Genomic DNA, 18216 nt, shown 5'->3' on the forward strand with positions numbered 1-18216 from the left:
CTTATGCTAATTCCCATCCTGATTTTTATCCTTACGCTGGTACTTGTTATCTGGCAGCCGAGAGGGCTAGGTATTGGCTGGGGGGCATTAATTGGCGCAGCATTAGCCTTATCCTTTGGCGTAGTGCAATGGGCGGATATTCCTGTGGTATGGAATATTGTGTGGAATGCTACGGCCACGTTTGTAGCTGTCATTATCATTAGTCTCTTACTGGATGAGGCCGGTTTTTTTGAATGGGCTGCGCTTCACTTCGCTAGATGGGGAGGCGGGAGCGGGCTCAAGCTGTTTGCTTTGATTATCATTCTAGGCGCCGCTGTTGCTGCTCTATTTGCTAACGATGGGGCGGCGTTGATTTTGACGCCGATTGTTATGGCAATGTTGATTGCGATGGGGTTCTCAGCAGGTGCAACATTAGCATTTGTCATGGCAGCAGGCTTTATTGCTGATACAGCCAGTTTGCCGTTGATTGTCTCAAATTTGGTCAATATTGTATCGGCCGACTACTTTAACATTAGCTTTAATGAATATGCCTCTGTCATGGTCCCTGTCAACTTTGTCTCTGTGCTAGCTAGCCTTTGTGTGCTGATTTTGTTTTTTAGGCGTGATATCCCACACACATACAATCTAGGGCAGTTGAAAAGACCATCCGAGGCGATCAAGGATGGCACCACGTTTAAAGCTGGTTGGGTAGTGTTGGTATTGCTGCTTGTTGGTTTTTTCGGATTAGAGCCATTAGGTGTTCCGGTAAGTGCTGTGGCTGCTGTAGGGGCACTGCTTTTGTTGATTGTGGCTGCTCGGGGTAGTGTTATTAGCATTAAGAAAGTGATGCAAGGAGCTCCATGGCAAATAGTGGTGTTTTCATTAGGTATGTATTTGGTGGTCTATGGTTTACGCAATGCTGGTTTAACGGACTATATAGCAGTGTTGCTTAATAAATTCGCTGAGGGCGGGGTATGGGGTGCTGCTCTTGGGACCGGTGTGTTGTCCGCTTTATTGTCATCAATAATGAATAACATGCCTACGGTGCTTATTGGAGCACTGTCTATTGATGCTTCAACTGCTGAGGGGACTATTAAAGAAGCTATGGTTTATGCCAATGTGATCGGTAGTGACCTAGGTCCGAAGTTCACCCCAATTGGTAGCTTGGCCACACTGCTGTGGTTGCATGTCCTGGCTAAAAAAGGAACCACAATAGGTTGGGGGTATTACTTTAGGGTTGGATCGGTTCTCACTATACCGGTGTTACTGATTACTCTAGTGGCATTAGCGGTACGCCTTGGTGCTGGTACTTGAGCTTTGGAAGAGAGTTGAGCAATGACTGGTATTACGATTTATCACAACCCTGCATGTGGCACATCTAGAAATGTACTAGCCATGATTCGAAACAGTGGGGAGGAACCCAACGTAATTGAGTACTTAAAAACACCTCCAGATGCTGCTACGTTAGTAGCTTTGATCGATGCGATGGGCATGTCAGTGAGAGAGGTACTGAGACAAAAGGGAACTCCGTATGATGAGCTGCATCTTGATGATCCTAGTTGGACAGATTCACAGTTGATAGATTTTATGTTGCAACACCCGATCCTAATTAATCGGCCAATAGTGGTGACAGAGTTAGGAACTAAATTGTGTCGGCCCTCTGAGGCGGTATTGGATATCCTTCCGAAACGACAGCAAGGGGCATTCTATAAAGAGGATGGCGAGGCTGTGATTGATGAAAAAGGACAACGAATTGTTAAGTCATAATTTACCGAATATAGACGAGCAAAGCTTTAATGCTCCAGATATGGCCTCTTTGTTTCCGAACAAACATTCATTACACTCACCACGTATTTTACTGATGTATGGCTCTGTGAGAGAGCGCTCATTCAGTAGATTGGTAAGCGAAGAAGCTGCACGAATTTTGAAGAAAATGGGTGCGGACATAAGGATATTTGATCCAAGAGGGTTGCCACAACCTGACGGTGTAGAAGAAACGCATCCAAAAGTTGTTGAACTACGCGAGTTAGTTCAGTGGTCAGAGGGAATGGTTTGGACTTCGCCTGAGCGTCATGGGGCCATGACAAGTATTTTGAAATCCCAAATTGATTGGATTCCTTTATCAATCGGGGCGGTGAGACCAACACAAGGTAAAACTCTTGCAGTTATGCAGATTTCCGGCGGGTCGCAATCATTCAACGCTGTAAACCAGATGCGTGTTCTTGGACGTTGGATGCGCATGATTACGATCCCTAACCAGTCTTCTGTTGCTAAAGCATATTTAGAGTTTGATGAGCAAGACCGGATGAAACCATCACCCTACTATGAGAGGATCGTTGATGTGATGGAGGAGTTGATGAAATTTACTCTATTAACGCGGGACTGTGCGGAGTATTTAGTGGATCGCTATAGTGAGCGAAGAGAGAGTGCAGAGGAACTGTCTAAACGAGTTAACCAGAGCAGTATTTAACGACTCTTATGTCACTTAACCGTACGCACGTCACAATTGTTTTAGGTGTGGCACAGACGCTCTCATGGGCGTCTTCTTATTATTTATTAGCAGTACTAGCTGAACCTATTAGTCAGAAAGTAGAGATTTCTTATTCGTTTGTTTTTGGTGCATTTTCTCTTGCGTTGCTTGTTGCCGCAGCGATAGGGCCAATAGCTGGGCGTTTCATTGATAAGTTTGGTGGTCGTCCGGTTTTAATGACGAGTAATGTGGTATTTGCTGTTGGCCTGTTGATACTTAGTCAGGCAACACAAGCTTTTCATGTGTTTATAGCTTGGGCTGTGATTGGCGTAGCGATGGGCAGTGGATTGTATGAGGCAGCTTTTTCTGCCGTAGTGCATTTGTATGGGCAGAAGGCTAGGCCAGTGATTACTGGGATTACGCTTTTTGCTGGTTTTGCAAGTACAGTAGGTTGGCCGCTTTCTGGCTATTTAGAAGGCCTCTATGGATGGGAGACTGTCTGCATTGTCTGGGCTGCTTTGCATATGACACTAGGGCTCCCGCTGAACGCATGGTTATCGAAGGCAGCCTCCGAAAAAGGAAGTGCAGCAAGTATTGTTTCTATAGCGAAAGAGGTTGAAGGAGGCACGAGCGTAGAAGTTGAGGAGCATAACCGTCGACGTAATGCTTTTCTGATGGCGTACGTGTTCGCAGTAGCGTGGTTTATAAGCACGGCGATGGCTGCCCATCTTCCACAAGTTTTGCAAGGTAGTGGCGCTCTCTTTGTTGCAGCAATTGCGGCCGCGGCATTAGTTGGACCTGCGCAAGTAGCAGGAAGAATACTTGAGTATGGTTTTTTAAAGCAATCGCATCCTTTGCTTTCAGCTCGTATAGCTATTTTGGCACACCCTCTTGCGGCCCTATTTTTAGGAGTATTTGGTGCCTCTGCAATCTATGTGTTTACCGTTTTTCACGGCTTAGGGAACGGAATACTGACCATAGCGATTGGGACATTACCTTTAAAGGTTTTCGGGGCAGAGGGCTATGGTCAACGCCAAGGGTGGTTGATGGCTCCAGCTAGAGTAGTGCAGGCGGGCTCGCCTTTTTTGTTCGGATTAGCTTTAGCAAGTTGGGGTAGCTATGCCCTATGGTTATCTTCATTATTAGCGTTGAGCGCGTTTGTGGCGCTATGGTGTATGCGTATTAACACGCTACGATGAAAGGAGGGGAAATTCAGGTGCGCAAATTCTTGCGGAAGTTTCTTTGGTGGCAGAGGCGACAACATGGGTGACCTTGAGGCAGCCCGAGTTTTTACCTGATGATGTAGATGGGAGAGTACTCTTTGAACGAGCAACTGCGTGTTTGAAAGCTCAACAAGAGGGGAGAGATCCCACGAATTTACCTGGTGGTTTTGGGGATGTGGTAATGGTTCCTTCGGTCTTGGATGCAAGGGAGCGTGGGGTTCTGCAGGCAATTGAGCCTTTCGAACGATTTACACCAAATGGTGCAGTATGGAATGGTGGTATAGTTAAGAGCTTTGATGCAGTGATTTGGTGTACGGGTTTCCGTCCGGCTCTTCAGCCTTTGAGCTCTTTGGGTGTGGTTGTTGATTCGAAGGCTCAGGTCGATGGGACACGATCCACGCAGATTCTAGGGCTTTGGCTTGTGGGGTACGGTGAATGGACAGGTACTGCATCGGCAACGTTGGTCGGTGTAATGAGGACAGCGCGTAGTACAGCGCTTGAGTTGGATGAGTACTTAAAGCAGTTGTGATTGCTTTGAAAGCCCCTTGGCAGGGGCTTTTTTGTGTGGGTTTTTTATTTGGTTTGGGATAAGAGTATGGCTACTGACTTATTCGGGCCTCTTCCGCAGAAAGTAAGTGCAGCAATCCTACGCTTGGCGCATGGCTAGTATATAAATTATACTATGCAACCATTACCATTCCTTCTTGCTTTGACACTCAGCTGCAGATAATAAAAAACTATCTGGCTAGGTGGCTTTAATGTTCTGGTTTAATGAGGTAATTCTGGTGAAGCACCCCAGGCTCGAACAGAGGACCTGCGGATTATGATTCATGTGTCTCTTAAGTAGAAGCAAAGAGGTTCTAGTTCCGAACTATTTTGTCCGCCTACAAGCCCTGTTCTTGCAGATTCATTAGGCAGTGCTCGCTTCGCTGCGCGCTGAATCGTTCATCCCTAAGAGCAGGGTTTTTAAGATTAAAGATTACCCAAGCTATCTGCACTGCAGTGTGTGTAGGCCGTATTGACAGGCACTAACTACTGCGCGTCAGATAGGGCATGTACCGTAAACAGTTTTTGAGCTGTCTCTACCAATGTTTTGGCGATAAAAGAGCGGGGGCCCTGCGAGTCCCAAACCAGTCCGACCCGACGAACCGGTGGTGGGTTGGGGAGTGGAATGCGACAAATTTCTAATTGCGAGTTCCACATGGGGGGCCAATCAGGCAGTAGCGATACACCAAGGTTTCGGTTTATCAAGGTGGCGATGGCCATTAGGCTATTAATTTCCAACCGCTGGTTTGGATGAAGATTGTGGTCGCGTAGGTATTGCTCAGCAAGCTGTCCTCCCCATACGGTTCGGTCGTAGCGAATAAACGCTTCGGTAGACAGTAACTCGTGGGCTGAATGATGTTTCATTGATTGGTGTGCCACTACAACGAAAGGCTCTTCCATCAATACCGTCCACCGGCAGTTTTTTGCAACGGCAAACTGTGGTTCGACGACGATTGCCGCATCTAATTCACCAGCTGCAACAAGTCGGCAAAGTTCAACCGATGCACCCGGTAGTACGAACACGGCTAAGTCAGGGTAGCTGTCGTAGAGGCTTTCAAGGACTTGCGGCATGATACTGGTCAGCGCAGAGTTAAAGACACCGATGCGCAACTCACCAACGGGTACACCATCGTGAGCAATAGCTCGCAGATCGCGGATGTCGCGCAACAGGCTGCGAGAACGGTCAAGGATTTTAAGTCCCGCTTCGGTGGGTTTTACATACCTTCCTATACGGCGTAGTACCGTTACGCCGAGGTCAGCCTCAAGCGAGCGTATCCGTGCGGCAACCGCCGCTGGCGTAAGGTCTAGGCGACGGCTGGCCTCGGCAAAAGAACCGCTTTCCACTACCGTCACGAAGCTTTGTAAATAGCGAATATCCACATCGTAATTATACATATTCACTCTTGGATAATGCGTCGACGTTTTAGATGGGGGTCAGGCCAATGCTTTGCCGGGTACCGCGTCAAGCAATGCTTGGGTGTACGCGTGCTTGGGTTTAGAGAATAGCTCTGCTCCGGTTCCTTGCTCAACAATTTGTCCTTTTCGCATCACGATGATGCTGTCGCAAATATTAGATGCGACGCGTAAATCGTGTGTGATGAAGATCATTGAGAAATTCAGTTTTTTGCGTAGAGATTCAAATAGCTCTAAGACTTGGGCCTGAACGGAAACATCCAACGCGGATACGGCTTCGTCTGCAATGATCAGTGTGGGCTCCATTGCCAGAGCCCTTGCAATACAAATACGCTGGCGCTGCCCGCCGGAGAATTCATGAGGGTAACGGCTTAATACTTTCGGGTCTAAGCCCACAAGCGACATCAGTTCGCCGGCATCTTGCATGGCTTTTGCGGGGGCTGTGCCGTATTGCACTGGTCCTTCTATAATCGATTGGCCCACGGTACGGCGTGGATTCAATGATTTGTAGGGGTCCTGAAATATCATCTGTACCTTTTTACGGTACAGGGCCAAATCGGCACGTGAGGCATCAAGGATGGACTTCCCTTCAAAATGAACGGTCCCCCCTTCCGTTTGCTCAAAGCGCAACAGGGCTCGAGCCAGCGTGGATTTTCCTGAACCTGATTCGCCCACGACGCCGACGACTTCGCCTGCTCCTAAGGTTAAGTTTAGCGAATCCAGAGCAACGGTACGTTCTTTGGTTTTAGCGGCCGAGCGTGCGGGATAGGTAAGTCGCAGTCCCTTAACATCCAGCAGGGGGGCGGACGTTTTTTCTTTCGCTGGTTTGCTAAATAGCTTCGGAACGGCCGCCAACAGCATTTTTGTGTAGGGATGTTCAGGAGTTCTCAAGATTTGGTTAGGTAAACCTCGCTCCACAAGCTCGCCGTTTCGCATCACAACCACTTGGTTGGCCACATCGGCAACAACGCCAAGGTCGTGAGTAATCATCAACACCCCACTGCGGTGACGTTCAAGCAACTCTTTAAATAGACGCAGAATTTGCGCTTGAGTGGTGACGTCTAAGGCTGTTGTTGGCTCATCTGCAATAATAAGCGCAGGTTCTAGAGCCAGTGCCATGGCGATTACGATGCGCTGGCGTTGCCCGCCTGATAGTTGGTGTGGATAAGACTCTGCCATGGCTACTGGGTCAGGCAGTTGTACATCAACCATTAGCTCCTGAACGCGTTGCCTGACTTCAGTGTCTTGCAATTGCGGTTTGTGTATCTGTATGACCTCAGCGATTTGGTCTCCCACGCGCATAACGGGATTTAAGGCGGTTAAGGGTTCTTGAAATACCATGGCGATGCGGTTGCCGCGCAGCTCGCGTAGACGCTGGGGGTTGGCAAGTGTAATCTCTTCACCTTCCAACAGGATTGAGCCGCTTTCTATGTATAACGCGCTGCTGGGCAATAAACGCATTAGGCTTGAGGCTGTTACTGACTTACCTGAGCCAGACTCACCGACCAGACAGGTAATTTCTTGCGCACGAACGTCAAAGCTGACATCGTTGACCGCATATCGTTTTTTTCCTTCGTCGGCGATGCACACATGAAGGTTGCGCACCTGCAGAATGGCTTCACTAGACTCTTGCATTACAACACCTTCGAATTGTTAGACAGTTTGGGGTCAAGGCGATCACGCAGGCTATCACCTAGGATGTTTACGCTCAGTACGGTAAGAGACAGAAATATGCCCGGAAAGAGGATAATCCATGGTGCTCGCTGGAATACGGCCCGCCCTTCGGCCATTACATTTCCCCAAGTGGGTACATCAGCCGAAAAACCAACGCCGAGAAAGCCCAAGACCGATTCCATTAGGATGGCAGAGGCAAATACGAAGGTGGTCTGCACCACGAGCGGCGCAATGCAGCTTGGTAATATATGTCGCCACATGATTTTGTACGTAGGCAGTCCCAAACCTTCCGCGGCCTTTACGTATATTTCCTCGCGAGTCGTTAGCACCACACTGCGGAGCAAGCGGGCGATACGTGGAATTTCAGGGATAGCGATAGCAATAACAATGGAGGTTAAGCTGGCACCAAACAAGGAAACCAGAGCAACAGCCAAGAGAATGCCGGGAATGGCCATGATTCCGTCCATGATGCGCATCACGATGCTGTCTGTGAAACGGGAGACTCCAGCGCATAGGCCTACAATGACCCCGCCGATGGCCGCTATTAGCGCTACACCTACACCCACTAATAATGAGATTCGTCCACCGTGTAGGACACGAGCAAAAACGTCTCGTCCTAGCCCGTCCGCTCCAAACCAGTGTTCAGCACCGGGGGCTTGTAAGCGATGGCGTGGAAATAAGTGCAAAGGGTCGTACAGGCTTAACAGCTCTGCGAATATGGCAGATAAGACAATGAGACCCAAGCCGACCAAGCTGAATAAGGTGAGTTTATTTAATGAGCCGATACGACTCGGTTTTGTCTGAGGCATGTCGAGATTCAGTTTTTCAGTGTGCATAACTCAGTCCAGTTATTAATAGCGGATCCGCGGATCAACGAGTACGTAGATCAGATCTACCAATAAGTTAATGCCCACATACACGAGAGAAAAGAAAAGGATGAGACCCTGAACGAGGGGGTAGTCACGCGACATGATGGCGTCGATGGTTAGGCGTCCTACACCAGGAATGTTAAATACGCTTTCTGTGACCACGACGCCCCCGATGATGGAGGCAATACTGATGCCAACCACCGTGATGATGGGCACAGCGGCATTGGGTAAGGCATGCTTCCAAAGTACGCGTCGATCCGTGTTGCCTTTGGCTTTCGCCGTTCGAACAAAATCCTCGCCTAGTATTTCTAACAGGCTGCTGCGTGTGACTCGGGCAACTAGCGCCATCATTACAATTGACAAGGTAATGGCTGGTAGTGCCATGTGTTCCACGAAGCCGAAGAAGTCGCTAAACGGGCTTACATAGCCTTGTACGGGTAAAAGATTGAGGTAAAGCGAGAAAAAAAGAATTAACACATAGCCGATCACAAACGCTGGTACCGAGTAGCCAACGACCGAGAAGGCCATGACTAAACGGTCCAACAACGTGCGGTGGAACCACGCTGCAATGGCACCAGCTGGGATGGCGATGAGCAAAGTCAGGCAGATAACACTTAGAGTTAGAAAGAATGTGGGTTCCAATCGGCCCATAATCATGGAGGCGACCGATTGCTTGGTCAGAATTGACGTACCCAAATCGCCTTTAAGTAAATCTGCAAGCCAGATGCCGTACTGCACGGCTAAGGGACGATCTAGGCCCAAACTGATGCGCATGCTTTCGATTACCTCCGCGCTGGCGGTGTCTCCTGCCATAAGTAAGGCAGGGTCTCCAGAGCTTAGGCGTAATAGCAAGAAAATCAGCATTGTGACAATCAATATCACGGGGACAGTGCTTGCCAGGCGAACTAGAATTAATTTGAACATGCAGTACTCAACCTCTAAACAAAAACGTGCGCCTTAATTGTTTTTTTCAATATTCCAGTAAACAGATACAGGGGCTTGCGGCAAACGACTCACTGACTCGTGATGGGCCGAATAGTTGTAGTAACTGCCTAAGGGGATATAGAACACCAGTTCATAGGCCCGCTGTTGGATCTTGGCGGCAATAGCTTTTTGCTCGTCACGAGTGGTGGCTCTGGCAAAATCATCTTTCAGCGATTCCATAAGATCATCTTGCGACCAGCCGTCGTAACCGGTTTCCCCACGGGTATCGAGGTTGATATTGGCGATAGGCGACGTTAAATCCATCATGCTCCACCCACCAAACGCTACGCTCCATCCTCCTTCAGAGCTTGGTGTTTTGAGCTTACGGCGACTAAAGTACGTAGCAAAGTCCATTGATGGCATATCAACCTTCATGCCAATAGAGCGCAGCACTTGGGCCGTCATCGGGGCTAATCCTTGAAATGTCGGATTATCCGTAATATTTAGGACCACGGTTGACTCGCCGTCGTAGCCGCCTTGTTTTAGAAGCTCTTTGGCTTTTTCAAGGTCAGGTTCGACCACACCCAAGTCGCTGGCTAGCGGTGTATCACAACCAAATAAGGATTGGCATACCTTATAGCCGTCGGGATCACCAATCAAGGCGTCCATGAAGTCTTGCTGATTGATCGCGTGCAGCGCAGCACGTCGGTTTTCAATACTATTGAATGGGGGCTGCAACCAATTAAGGCGGATGGCAGGGCTTTGCATGTCCCCCGATCGATGGACGACAACCGATTCTTTGCCTTGCAGTAAGCCTGCCATGTCGTGGTTGAGGCGTTCGATAATATCGATTTCACCTTTTTGCAGGGCGTTTATGGCTGTTTGTGCGTCGGGAAATGAAATCCACTCTACTCGATCCACTTTCACCTCGCGGCCACCACTTAATGCGTCCATCGGTTCAGGGCGTGGGGTGTAATCTTGGTGCTTCTCGTAGACCACCCTTACACCGGGTTGGAATTCGTCTGCGACAAAACGTAGCGGTCCAGAGCCGATCACTTCACTGATGCTTTGATCAGAAGGTGTTTCAGCGATGCGCTTGGGCATGATGAAAGGGACATGTGAATTCCGTTTCGCGAGTGAGTCCAGCATCAAGCCGTAAGGTTCGCTAAGCTGAATTTTGAAGCTTTTTTCATCTATCGCTTCAATATTTTGGGTGATCGCGCCGATGCGACCGCCTGTAATATCGCGATTGAACCAGCGTTTGAGAGAGGCCACGGCATCTTCGGCAGTGACGGGTGCTCCATCATGAAACACCAAGCCATCTCGCAGGTTGAAGACCCACTCCAGTTGATCCTCGCTAACTGAATAGTCGCTTACCATCTGTGGCTTAGGCTCGTACTCGCTATCCAAAGAAAACAATGTTTCGTACACAGCATAAGCGTGATCACGAGTTATATCGGCCGTTGAGGTCATGGGATCAAGCAGCCGCAACGATGCGTGAGTTGCCACTTTTAACGTAACCGGCTCTTGGGCATTGACAGCTCCTGCTGGCGACAACGCCAGTATGGTGGCTGCAATCAACGGTTTATAAAATAATTTCATGTCTATCCTCCAGTTTTTAATTGTTGGGTTTCCCTTCTGGCCAGAAAGAAACCCCCGGTTTAGCTAATCCGCCTCCGATTCCCATCGGTGTTCCGTCTGCCCGCCAGCATGCTGCACCAGTCATCATGCCCGTAGCGTCAAATTGAATGGCATTCATGCCCCCTCCTATATGAGGGACAGGGCAGAGTTCGTGACCCATTTCAGTTAGTTCTGTATGCAGAACGTTGGGAAACTCATCTTCTATTTCTACGTGCTGGCCCTGAGTCCACACTCGGGGAGCCTCAACCGCTTGTTGTAGACTCATGTCGTGATCAATGATATTGACCACGCTTTGTAACGCCGAGGTATAGATGCGCGCTCCGCCCGGAAGGCCCAACGAGAAGTAGGGTTGATCGCCCTTGTACACAATGAGGGGCGATTGGGCGCTGGTCACCCGCTTGCCGGGTTGAATTGACATGGCGCCCCCTGGGTGGGGGTCGAATAAATACATGTAGTTATTCATCATGACGCCAGTTCCCGGAACTACCATGCGGGCACCGAAAAGACTGTTAATTGTGTGCGTTGCGCAGACGATATTGCCTTCACTGTCAGCGACGGTGACATGGGTTGTATTAGGCGACTCGTGATGTGGTAGCGCTGACGCGTAATGTCCCGCTCGATTTGGCTGGACCTGAGCCCAGCGTTTAGTTGCATAGGCTGCCGAAAGCAGGGTCTCTACAGGCGTATCGATAAAGGCAGGGTCTCCTACAGCCTGAGCACGATCCGACGCTGCGATCTTCATCACTTCAAGCAGTAGGTGGGTGCTAGCGGAAGTACCAAAACCTAAAGCACGCATATCGACATGCTCAAGCAGCTTTAGCATCTGCAACACATGTACCCCACCCGAACAGGGTGGGGGCGGGCCCACGATCGCGTAACCTCTGTAGTTGCCACATACTGGTTGACGCCATATCGCTTGATAGGAGCGGATGTCATCCATCGTCAATAGCGTATCAACGCTTGGTAACCAGGCTTCTAATGCGGAGCCCAAACTGCCTTGCCACAACGCGGCCGCGCCATCTTGAGCAATTTGCTCAAGGCTGTGAGCGTAGTCTTTTTGAATCAGCAGATCGCCCGCTGCTAAGGGGCGACCGTTGGGAAGGTAGATGGCAGACATTGCGGCGTCATTTCTCATATCCGCTACAGCGTCATTCAGGCATGCAGCGAAATAGTGACTGACAGCAAAGCCTTCGCGCGCATGACGAATGGCTGGTCCGAGTAATCGGCTCCAAGAGAGCTTGCCATACTTAGTATGAGTTTCATGCCAAGCCTTAAGATTTCCTGGAACAGCAAAAGAGCGAGGGCCTACACAGTTCTCGCGGCCTTTCACTTCCATATAATTGGGCCACGTGTCGGATATGGGTTCATAACAATCCGGGGTGGCGCCTTTGGGGGCGCAGGAAAGGCCATCGACGACGACATTTTCCCCACTGGCGGTTCGCAGTAATGTTGTGCCTCCGCCCATAATGCCGATCATCATCGGCTCAACAACGGTTAATGTTAGTAGTGCAGAAATTGCACCATCAATGGCGTTGCCTCCCAACGCTAGCATTTCGCTGGATGCTGCTGATGCTAAAGGGTGGTTGGTGACGCTCATTCCTTGTGATGCTAGCGCCGGATTTTTTTTGGTTCTTGGCGCGGGCATAGCATACGATGTAGATTCTTTAGGCCACATGTGACAATCCTCTTTTTTAGTTGCCGTAGTCTACTTGTCCATTACTGGATATTTAAATTTTTTTGTCGGGCGATGCAGAGCTCGCAACAAGAAAATCGAAATCTGCACCTTTATCAGCTTGCAGAACGGTTTGCAAAAATAAATGTTTATAACCTCGCGTGACGCCGTGCCTTTCTAACGGTGTGGGAATTTTCTCGGCCTGACGAGAAGCGAGTTCTGTTGGGCTAATGAGAAGGTCAATCGTGCGCTCACTGACTGAGAGACGGATACGATCGCCTGTGCGAACGCACATGAGCGGGCCGCCTAAGGCCGCTTCAGGTGTTACGTGCAACACAATCGTGCCAAAGGCCGTGCCACTCATACGACCATCAGAAATACGAACCATGTCTTTTACGCCGGCAGCGGCCAGCTTTTTCGGGATGGGGATATAGCCGGCTTCCGGCATGCCCGGAGCACCCTTGGGGCCTATGTTTTTCAATACCAAAACGTCATCGGCATTCACATCAAGATTTTCGTCGTCGATGCGGGATACGAGGTCGTCCATGTTATCAAAAACAACGGCGCGGCCTTCATGTTCCATCAGTGAAGGTGCTGCTGCAGATTGTTTGATAATGGCACCACCAGGGGCCAAGTTTCCGCGTAAGACAGCGACACCGCCTTGAGCATAAATAGGGCGATTAAAAGGACGTATTACGTCGGTGTTGTAGCTATCGTCATACTGGTCAATGATGTCACCTAGACATTGTCCACTGACCGACAGCGCATCCAGATGCAATAAAGGGCGTAATTCACGTAGCAACGCCTGCACCCCACCTGCTTTATGGAAGTCCTCCATATAGAATTGCCCTGTTGGTTTTAGATTGACTAAAACGGGGGTTTCGCGGCTCATTTGGTCTAGGCGATTAAGGTCTACACTCAAGCCTAGTCGGCCTGCAATGGCAGCCAAGTGCACAATTCCATTCGTAGAGCCGCCTAATGCCAATAGCACACGCATGGCGTTTTCAATGGCTTTTTCCGTCAATATTTTGTTAATGCCTTCACCCAGCTTGGCTAGCTCTACTGCGCGTGCACCCGTTTGTTCAGCAGTGCGCATGCGATCGGCGGTGACGGCAGGGGGGGTTGCGCCTCCAGGCAGCATAATCCCTAATGCTTCGGCGAGGCAGGCCATGGTGCTTGCCGTGCCCATTACAGAACAAGTGCCCACACTAGCGACGAGCTGATTGTTTACAACGCCCACTTCTTGTTCGGATATTTCGCCAGCACGAAACTTTCCCCAATAGCTGCGACAGTCTGTACAGGCACCTAGTCGAGTCCCTTTATAGGAGCCTGTTAGCATGGCACCGGTGGCTAATTGGATGGTAGGTATTCCCGCTGACGCCGCTCCCATTAATTGCGCTGGAATGGTCTTATCGCAGCCACCGATTAGAATAATGGCATCCATAGGCTGCGCTTTGATCATCTCCTCTACGTCCATCGACATGAGGTTTCGCAGATACATGCTGGTCGGCGTAGCAAAGCTTTCGTGTATGGATATAGTAGGAAAATCCATGGGTAAGCCGCCTGCTAGCATGACCCCGCGTTTTACCGCGGCAAGCAACTCCGGCATGTTCCCGTGACAAGGGTTGTAGGCGCTAGCTGCACCCGCGATACCAATAATCGGACGGTCCAAAGCCTCATCCGTGTATCCCGCACCTTTCAGAAAGGCTTTACGTAAAAATAAAGAAAACCCTTCATCGCCATAAGACGTTAGCGCCTTGCGCATTCCTTGGACCGCGTCAGAGCTAGTGATTGTTGTCTCTTTGTCATCGTTATTACTCATATCAATACTTAAGCCCTAAAAGCCATTGTCAGTTATTGATCTGAATCTTACGCATGGAAAGAACTTATAAAAAGCATCTAGTCATTTCTTCAGAGCATAATTTTTTTATTGTCTTCTGCCTACAAAAAAGCCCTGTTCTTGCAGATGAACGATTCAGCGCGCAGCGAAGCGAGCACCGCCTAGTGAATCTGCAAGAACAGGGCGTTTAAACTTGAGACTAATAAGATCAGTATTTCTGTAAAAACTGAAGAATGGTTTCCGACACAACCTGTGGTGCCTCTCGATGGGGAAAGTGACCAACCCCATCCAGCACTTGGCGCTCATAAGGCCCGCTAAAGAATGACTCTCGACCAGCAGAGTTGTCTGGGTAGGTACAACTATCGGCGCCACCGTGCAAGACTAGGGTGGGAACGGAAAGCACAGGAGCTGGGATGAGTCGTGCTTCATCTTGCGCATAGAAAGGATCGCCCTCGGCAAGCTCCCAGCGATGACGATAGGAGTGCAAAACGACCTCTGCCCAATCTTCTGTTTGAAAGGCTTTGGCCGCCTCATCAAAATCCGCCTGACTGTACCATCCTGTAGGCGCCCATGTATCCCACATCATCTTAGCGAATTCCTCTTTCTGATCTCTTACGAAATCAGCCCCGCGGGGGGTTGCCATAAACCAGTGATACCAATAATTACGTGCCTGAGGTAAGGACATTGATTGCTTGGGGTCATTCGTTCCGTATCCAACGGCTAGCATGACAAGGTGCGACCCTACGCCCTCGCGCAAACCACACGCATTGGCAACGGCGCGTGCGCCCCAGTCATGGCCGATTAGGGCAGGAGACTTAAGCTCCAGTGCGTCAATGAAATCAAGAAGGTCACGCCCTAAAGCCGATAGCTGACCACTACGAGGGGTTTCGGCATCCTTAAATCGCGTCGGGGCGAAGCCTCGTAGTGCAGGCATCAAGACGCGATAGCCTGCGTTTGCAAGATTAGGTGCCACATGGCGCCACGACTCAGGACTATCTGGCCACCCATGTACAAGCACCGCGGTTCGGCTTCCTTCTGGGTTTAGTTCTAGGTAAGCAATATCGAGTCTATTGGTTGTTATATAACGATATGTACTCATAACGGCTCTCACTTAATTCAAGAAAAGGGTAACGATTGCGTTAAGTGTACATAGACTATTGATGCTTATTAGTTAATAATCAAGTTCAATTGATGAGTTTTTGAGTTGAATGAGCAAATGATTACACCATCACTGTTTAACGGCCCTCTCTTGGAAACCGTACTGCTTCGCACATTTATGGAAGTCGTAGATAGCGGTAGTTTCGTCACGGCAGCAGAGCATTTGTCATTAACACCCTCGGCAGTCAGTGGGCACATAAAACGGCTAGAACAGATCGCTGACACCACTTTGTTATTGCGCACCACCCGTCGTTTAACGTTGACTGAGACCGGTAAATCCCTATATCCCTATGCAAAGCGCATTCTCGATCTCGAGCGCGAGGCCCGTGCGAAAGTGCAAGGCGCGCCGCTGCGTGGCCAGATACGTATAGGCGCTTCAGACGATTTTGCAACGTCGTGGCTTCCTCAAGTGTTACAACGTTTTCATCAATGGCATCCGGACACAACGATTGAGTTAAAAGTCGGTATTACCGTTGAGTTATTGCGCATGCAAGAGCGAGGGCAGCTTGATCTTGTATTTGGCAAGCAATGCAGTCGAGTGGAAACAAACGGTGCCTTATTGTGGGAAGAACCCCTGCATTGGGTTTTTAGTGCGGATCATTCGTTGTCATTGCACGCGCCGCTTCCGTTAGCCGTTTTTCCTGAGCCCTGCGTTTATCGAGAATCGGCTATTGCAGCACTGGATAAATCAAACCACGATTGGCGCATCGTTTTTGAAAGCAGTAGCATGGCGGGATGTCTATCCGCTGCACGCTCAGGGTTTGCTGTTGCCATTATTGCCGACAGTCAGCGCAGCCAAGATTTGCGTATTGTCGGTACGAAAGAAGGCCTCCCCCGACTACCCTCGGCCCGTTTTTATGCTTTTCCGACCAAACGTAATCCGATTACCGATGCATTGGTGGATGCTGCATGGCATGTTGGTCAGCAGAACCGCTTCAGTGCAAAGGCCTTGCACAGTTAAGGTAGAGCCGTGGGTGGTGGTTAAGTGCAGCTATTGGTACCGTTTGGCCATGTTGTCTTGATTAATCGTGTCAAATGACTCGTTCAATTGTGCGAATAGCCATTCTTTGAATGCGACCATTTTGGGTAAGTTAGCTTTGGACTCAAGATGAAGTAGGCGATGAAAAACCATCTGTGCTGGTTCGGGGCCCAAGGGCATCACCAATTTCCCGCTTTCTAGCTCACGCTCCATCATAAGTCGGCTTTCGATTGCAACACCAAGGCAATCCACGGCAGCACTGATCGTCATGAACGTTCGGTCAAACCTAGGGCCTCGCTTTAGGCTTAGTTCAACATTGGGGTGTTGCTTTGCCCAATCGCCCCATTTAAATAAGTTCACTTCAGAATGAATGAGGGTGTGGTGTTGCAAGTCTTCAGGAGTGCGGATTGGGTGCACCGTGTTCATTAGTTCTGGTGCACACACAATCGTTAACGGCTCTTTGGGAAACGGCGTCATATCCACTCCCGATTCCACCACTACCGTGCCGTAGCAGATAGCGAAGTCCGCTTGTTCTGCGACAAGATTGACATCACCCACGGACGCATTCAAGCGTAGATCGATATCTGGATACTGTGCTCCAAACCGCGAGAGCCTTGGCATTAGCCACTGCGTTGCGAGTGTTGGTACACAGTGTACGGTGAGCACATCACTCTTTCCGTGGTGTTCAATTCTTCGTGTTGCAAGCTCAATTAATCCGAATCCTTGGCCTATCACGCCGGCATAACGACGCCCTGCATCCGTCAGAATTACGCGACGATGGGCTCGGTGAAATAAAACAATAGCTAAGCGCTCTTCCAGATCGCGGATGTGATGACTGATTGCCGAAGGGGTCAGGTGCAGCTCGTCTGCGGCCGCTGCAAAAGAGCCGAGACGTGCAGCGGCCTCAAAAGCTTGAAGTGATCGTAGTGGTGGAAGTCTGCGCATTTTTCACATGAGTTTAACTAATCTATCCCACGAGTTTATTCGTTTGTATTCGCCATAAGCAATCCCTACACTACGCCAAAGCAAACTTAAACATCGCAGTCTAGCGAGATCATCGAGGCAAAACATGCAAAAACTTCTTCACGGAAAAGTCGCTGTCGTCACTGGCGCAGCATCTCCTAATGGCATTGGTCGTCGTACAGCACAAATTTTTGCTGAGCACGGAGCTCAGGTCGCCATTGTTGATTTGGATGGCGAGGCGGCCGCCACTGCTGCACAGGCAATAGGTTCGGATCACGCTGGATTGGCAGGAGACGTTACGAGTCGAGATGATTGCCAAGCAATAGCCGATCAAGTCCTTCAGCGTTACGGCAAGGTGGATATCCTCGTCAATAATGCTGGAATCACCCAGCCTGTTAAAACGCTTGAGATTTCAGCAAGCGATTATGAGCGCATTACCGACGTTTCTTTGCGCGGTACGCTTTATATGAGTCAAGCCGTACTACCAGCGATGGCGCTTCAAAGTTCGGGTTCGATCGTGTGTATGTCCTCAGTCTCTGCACAGCGCGGCGGCGGCATCTTTGGCGGTCCTCATTATTCAGCCGCTAAAGCTGGGGTTTTAGGCTTAGCCCGAGCCATGGCACGTGAGTTTGGCCCTGCTGGAATCCGCATTAATTCGATTACGCCGGGACTCATTCAGACGGACATCACTGCTGGCAAGCTGAGTGATGAAATGCGTACAGAAATCCTTAAAGGTATTCCTTTAAATCGCTTGGGCGAAGCGTCTGATGTTGCCAATGCTTGCTTATTCCTTGCAAGCGATCTCTCCGCTTATTTAACGGGTATTACGCTGGATGTAAACGGCGGAATGCTCATTCATTAAGGA

Annotated in this window: 15 protein-coding genes and 1 pseudogene; 7 read left to right on the forward strand and 9 right to left on the reverse strand. The window is 49.6% G+C overall.

The window, feature by feature from the left end; genetic code table 11:
- The first annotated feature begins 3 nt into the window (after positions 1 to 3).
- The 5 genes and pseudogenes from AC2UZI_RS02010 to AC2UZI_RS02030 all read left to right on the forward strand — a co-directional run.
- Complete coding sequence (locus AC2UZI_RS02010; RefSeq protein WP_486942156.1) at positions 4 to 1293, forward strand: arsenic transporter; 1290 nt, start codon at positions 4 to 6, stop codon at positions 1291 to 1293.
- A 21-nt stretch (positions 1294 to 1314) separates the two neighbouring features.
- Positions 1315 to 1746: an arsenate reductase (glutaredoxin) gene (gene arsC, locus AC2UZI_RS02015; protein WP_486942157.1), complete on the forward strand. Its 432-nt coding sequence runs from the start codon at positions 1315 to 1317 to the stop codon at positions 1744 to 1746.
- Positions 1715 to 2449, forward strand: a complete 735-nt coding sequence (arsH, locus tag AC2UZI_RS02020; RefSeq protein ID WP_486943693.1) for an arsenical resistance protein ArsH — start codon at positions 1715 to 1717, stop codon at positions 2447 to 2449. Before arsC ends, arsH begins: the two co-directional genes overlap by 32 nt.
- Positions 2450 to 2457: 8 nt before the next feature.
- Complete coding sequence (locus AC2UZI_RS02025) at positions 2458 to 3648, forward strand: MFS transporter (RefSeq protein WP_486942158.1); 1191 nt, start codon at positions 2458 to 2460, stop codon at positions 3646 to 3648.
- A gap of 7 nt (positions 3649 to 3655) precedes the next feature.
- Positions 3656 to 4201: pseudogene (locus tag AC2UZI_RS02030) on the forward strand (pyridine nucleotide-disulfide oxidoreductase); the annotation flags it as partial.
- A 503-nt stretch (positions 4202 to 4704) separates the two neighbouring features.
- On the opposite strand, the gene AC2UZI_RS02035 reads toward AC2UZI_RS02030, so the two are convergent.
- The 8 genes from AC2UZI_RS02035 to AC2UZI_RS02070 all read right to left on the reverse strand — a co-directional run bounded on the left by AC2UZI_RS02035 (position 4705) and on the right by AC2UZI_RS02070 (position 15350).
- Entirely contained in the window at positions 4705 to 5613 is a 909-nt protein-coding gene (locus AC2UZI_RS02035) for a LysR family transcriptional regulator (RefSeq protein ID WP_486942159.1), read from the reverse strand.
- Positions 5614 to 5652: 39 nt separating this feature from the next.
- Entirely contained in the window at positions 5653 to 7266 is a 1614-nt protein-coding gene (locus AC2UZI_RS02040; protein ID WP_486942160.1) for a dipeptide ABC transporter ATP-binding protein, read from the reverse strand.
- Entirely contained in the window at positions 7266 to 8141 is an 876-nt protein-coding gene (locus tag AC2UZI_RS02045) for an ABC transporter permease (RefSeq protein WP_486942161.1), read from the reverse strand. Before AC2UZI_RS02045 ends, AC2UZI_RS02040 begins: the two co-directional genes overlap by 1 nt.
- 15 nt (positions 8142 to 8156) lie before the next feature.
- Positions 8157 to 9098, reverse strand: a complete 942-nt coding sequence (locus AC2UZI_RS02050) for an ABC transporter permease (protein WP_486942162.1) — start codon at positions 9096 to 9098, stop codon at positions 8157 to 8159.
- Positions 9099 to 9131: 33 nt separating this feature from the next.
- Positions 9132 to 10700: an ABC transporter substrate-binding protein gene (locus tag AC2UZI_RS02055; RefSeq protein ID WP_486942163.1), complete on the reverse strand. Its 1569-nt coding sequence runs from the start codon at positions 10698 to 10700 to the stop codon at positions 9132 to 9134.
- 16 nt (positions 10701 to 10716) lie between these two features.
- Complete coding sequence (ggt, locus tag AC2UZI_RS02060; protein WP_486942164.1) at positions 10717 to 12336, reverse strand: gamma-glutamyltransferase; 1620 nt, start codon at positions 12334 to 12336, stop codon at positions 10717 to 10719.
- A 130-nt stretch (positions 12337 to 12466) separates the two neighbouring features.
- On the reverse strand, positions 12467 to 14233 hold the full coding sequence (locus AC2UZI_RS02065) for an IlvD/Edd family dehydratase (RefSeq protein WP_486942165.1): 1767 nt from the start codon (positions 14231 to 14233) through the stop codon (positions 12467 to 12469).
- 226 nt (positions 14234 to 14459) lie between these two features.
- Complete coding sequence (locus tag AC2UZI_RS02070) at positions 14460 to 15350, reverse strand: alpha/beta fold hydrolase (protein WP_486942166.1); 891 nt, start codon at positions 15348 to 15350, stop codon at positions 14460 to 14462.
- 117 nt (positions 15351 to 15467) lie between these two features.
- On the opposite strand from AC2UZI_RS02070, the gene AC2UZI_RS02075 reads away from it, so the two are divergent.
- Entirely contained in the window at positions 15468 to 16370 is a 903-nt protein-coding gene (locus AC2UZI_RS02075; RefSeq protein WP_486942167.1) for a LysR substrate-binding domain-containing protein, read from the forward strand.
- Positions 16371 to 16400: 30 nt separating this feature from the next.
- On the opposite strand, the gene AC2UZI_RS02080 is transcribed toward AC2UZI_RS02075, so the two are convergent.
- Positions 16401 to 17333 carry a LysR substrate-binding domain-containing protein gene (locus AC2UZI_RS02080; RefSeq protein WP_486942168.1) on the reverse strand — a complete coding sequence of 311 codons (933 nt, stop codon included), beginning with the start codon at positions 17331 to 17333 and terminating at the stop codon, positions 16401 to 16403.
- A 124-nt stretch (positions 17334 to 17457) separates the two neighbouring features.
- Between AC2UZI_RS02080 and AC2UZI_RS02085 the strand changes: the two genes are divergently transcribed.
- The gene (locus AC2UZI_RS02085) at positions 17458 to 18213 is read left to right on the forward strand and encodes an SDR family NAD(P)-dependent oxidoreductase (RefSeq protein ID WP_486942169.1); all 756 of its coding nucleotides are present in this window, start codon (positions 17458 to 17460) and stop codon (positions 18211 to 18213) included.
- The last annotated feature ends 3 nt before the right edge of the window (positions 18214 to 18216 follow it).

The organism is Paenalcaligenes sp. DL 463, assembly GCF_057475185.1.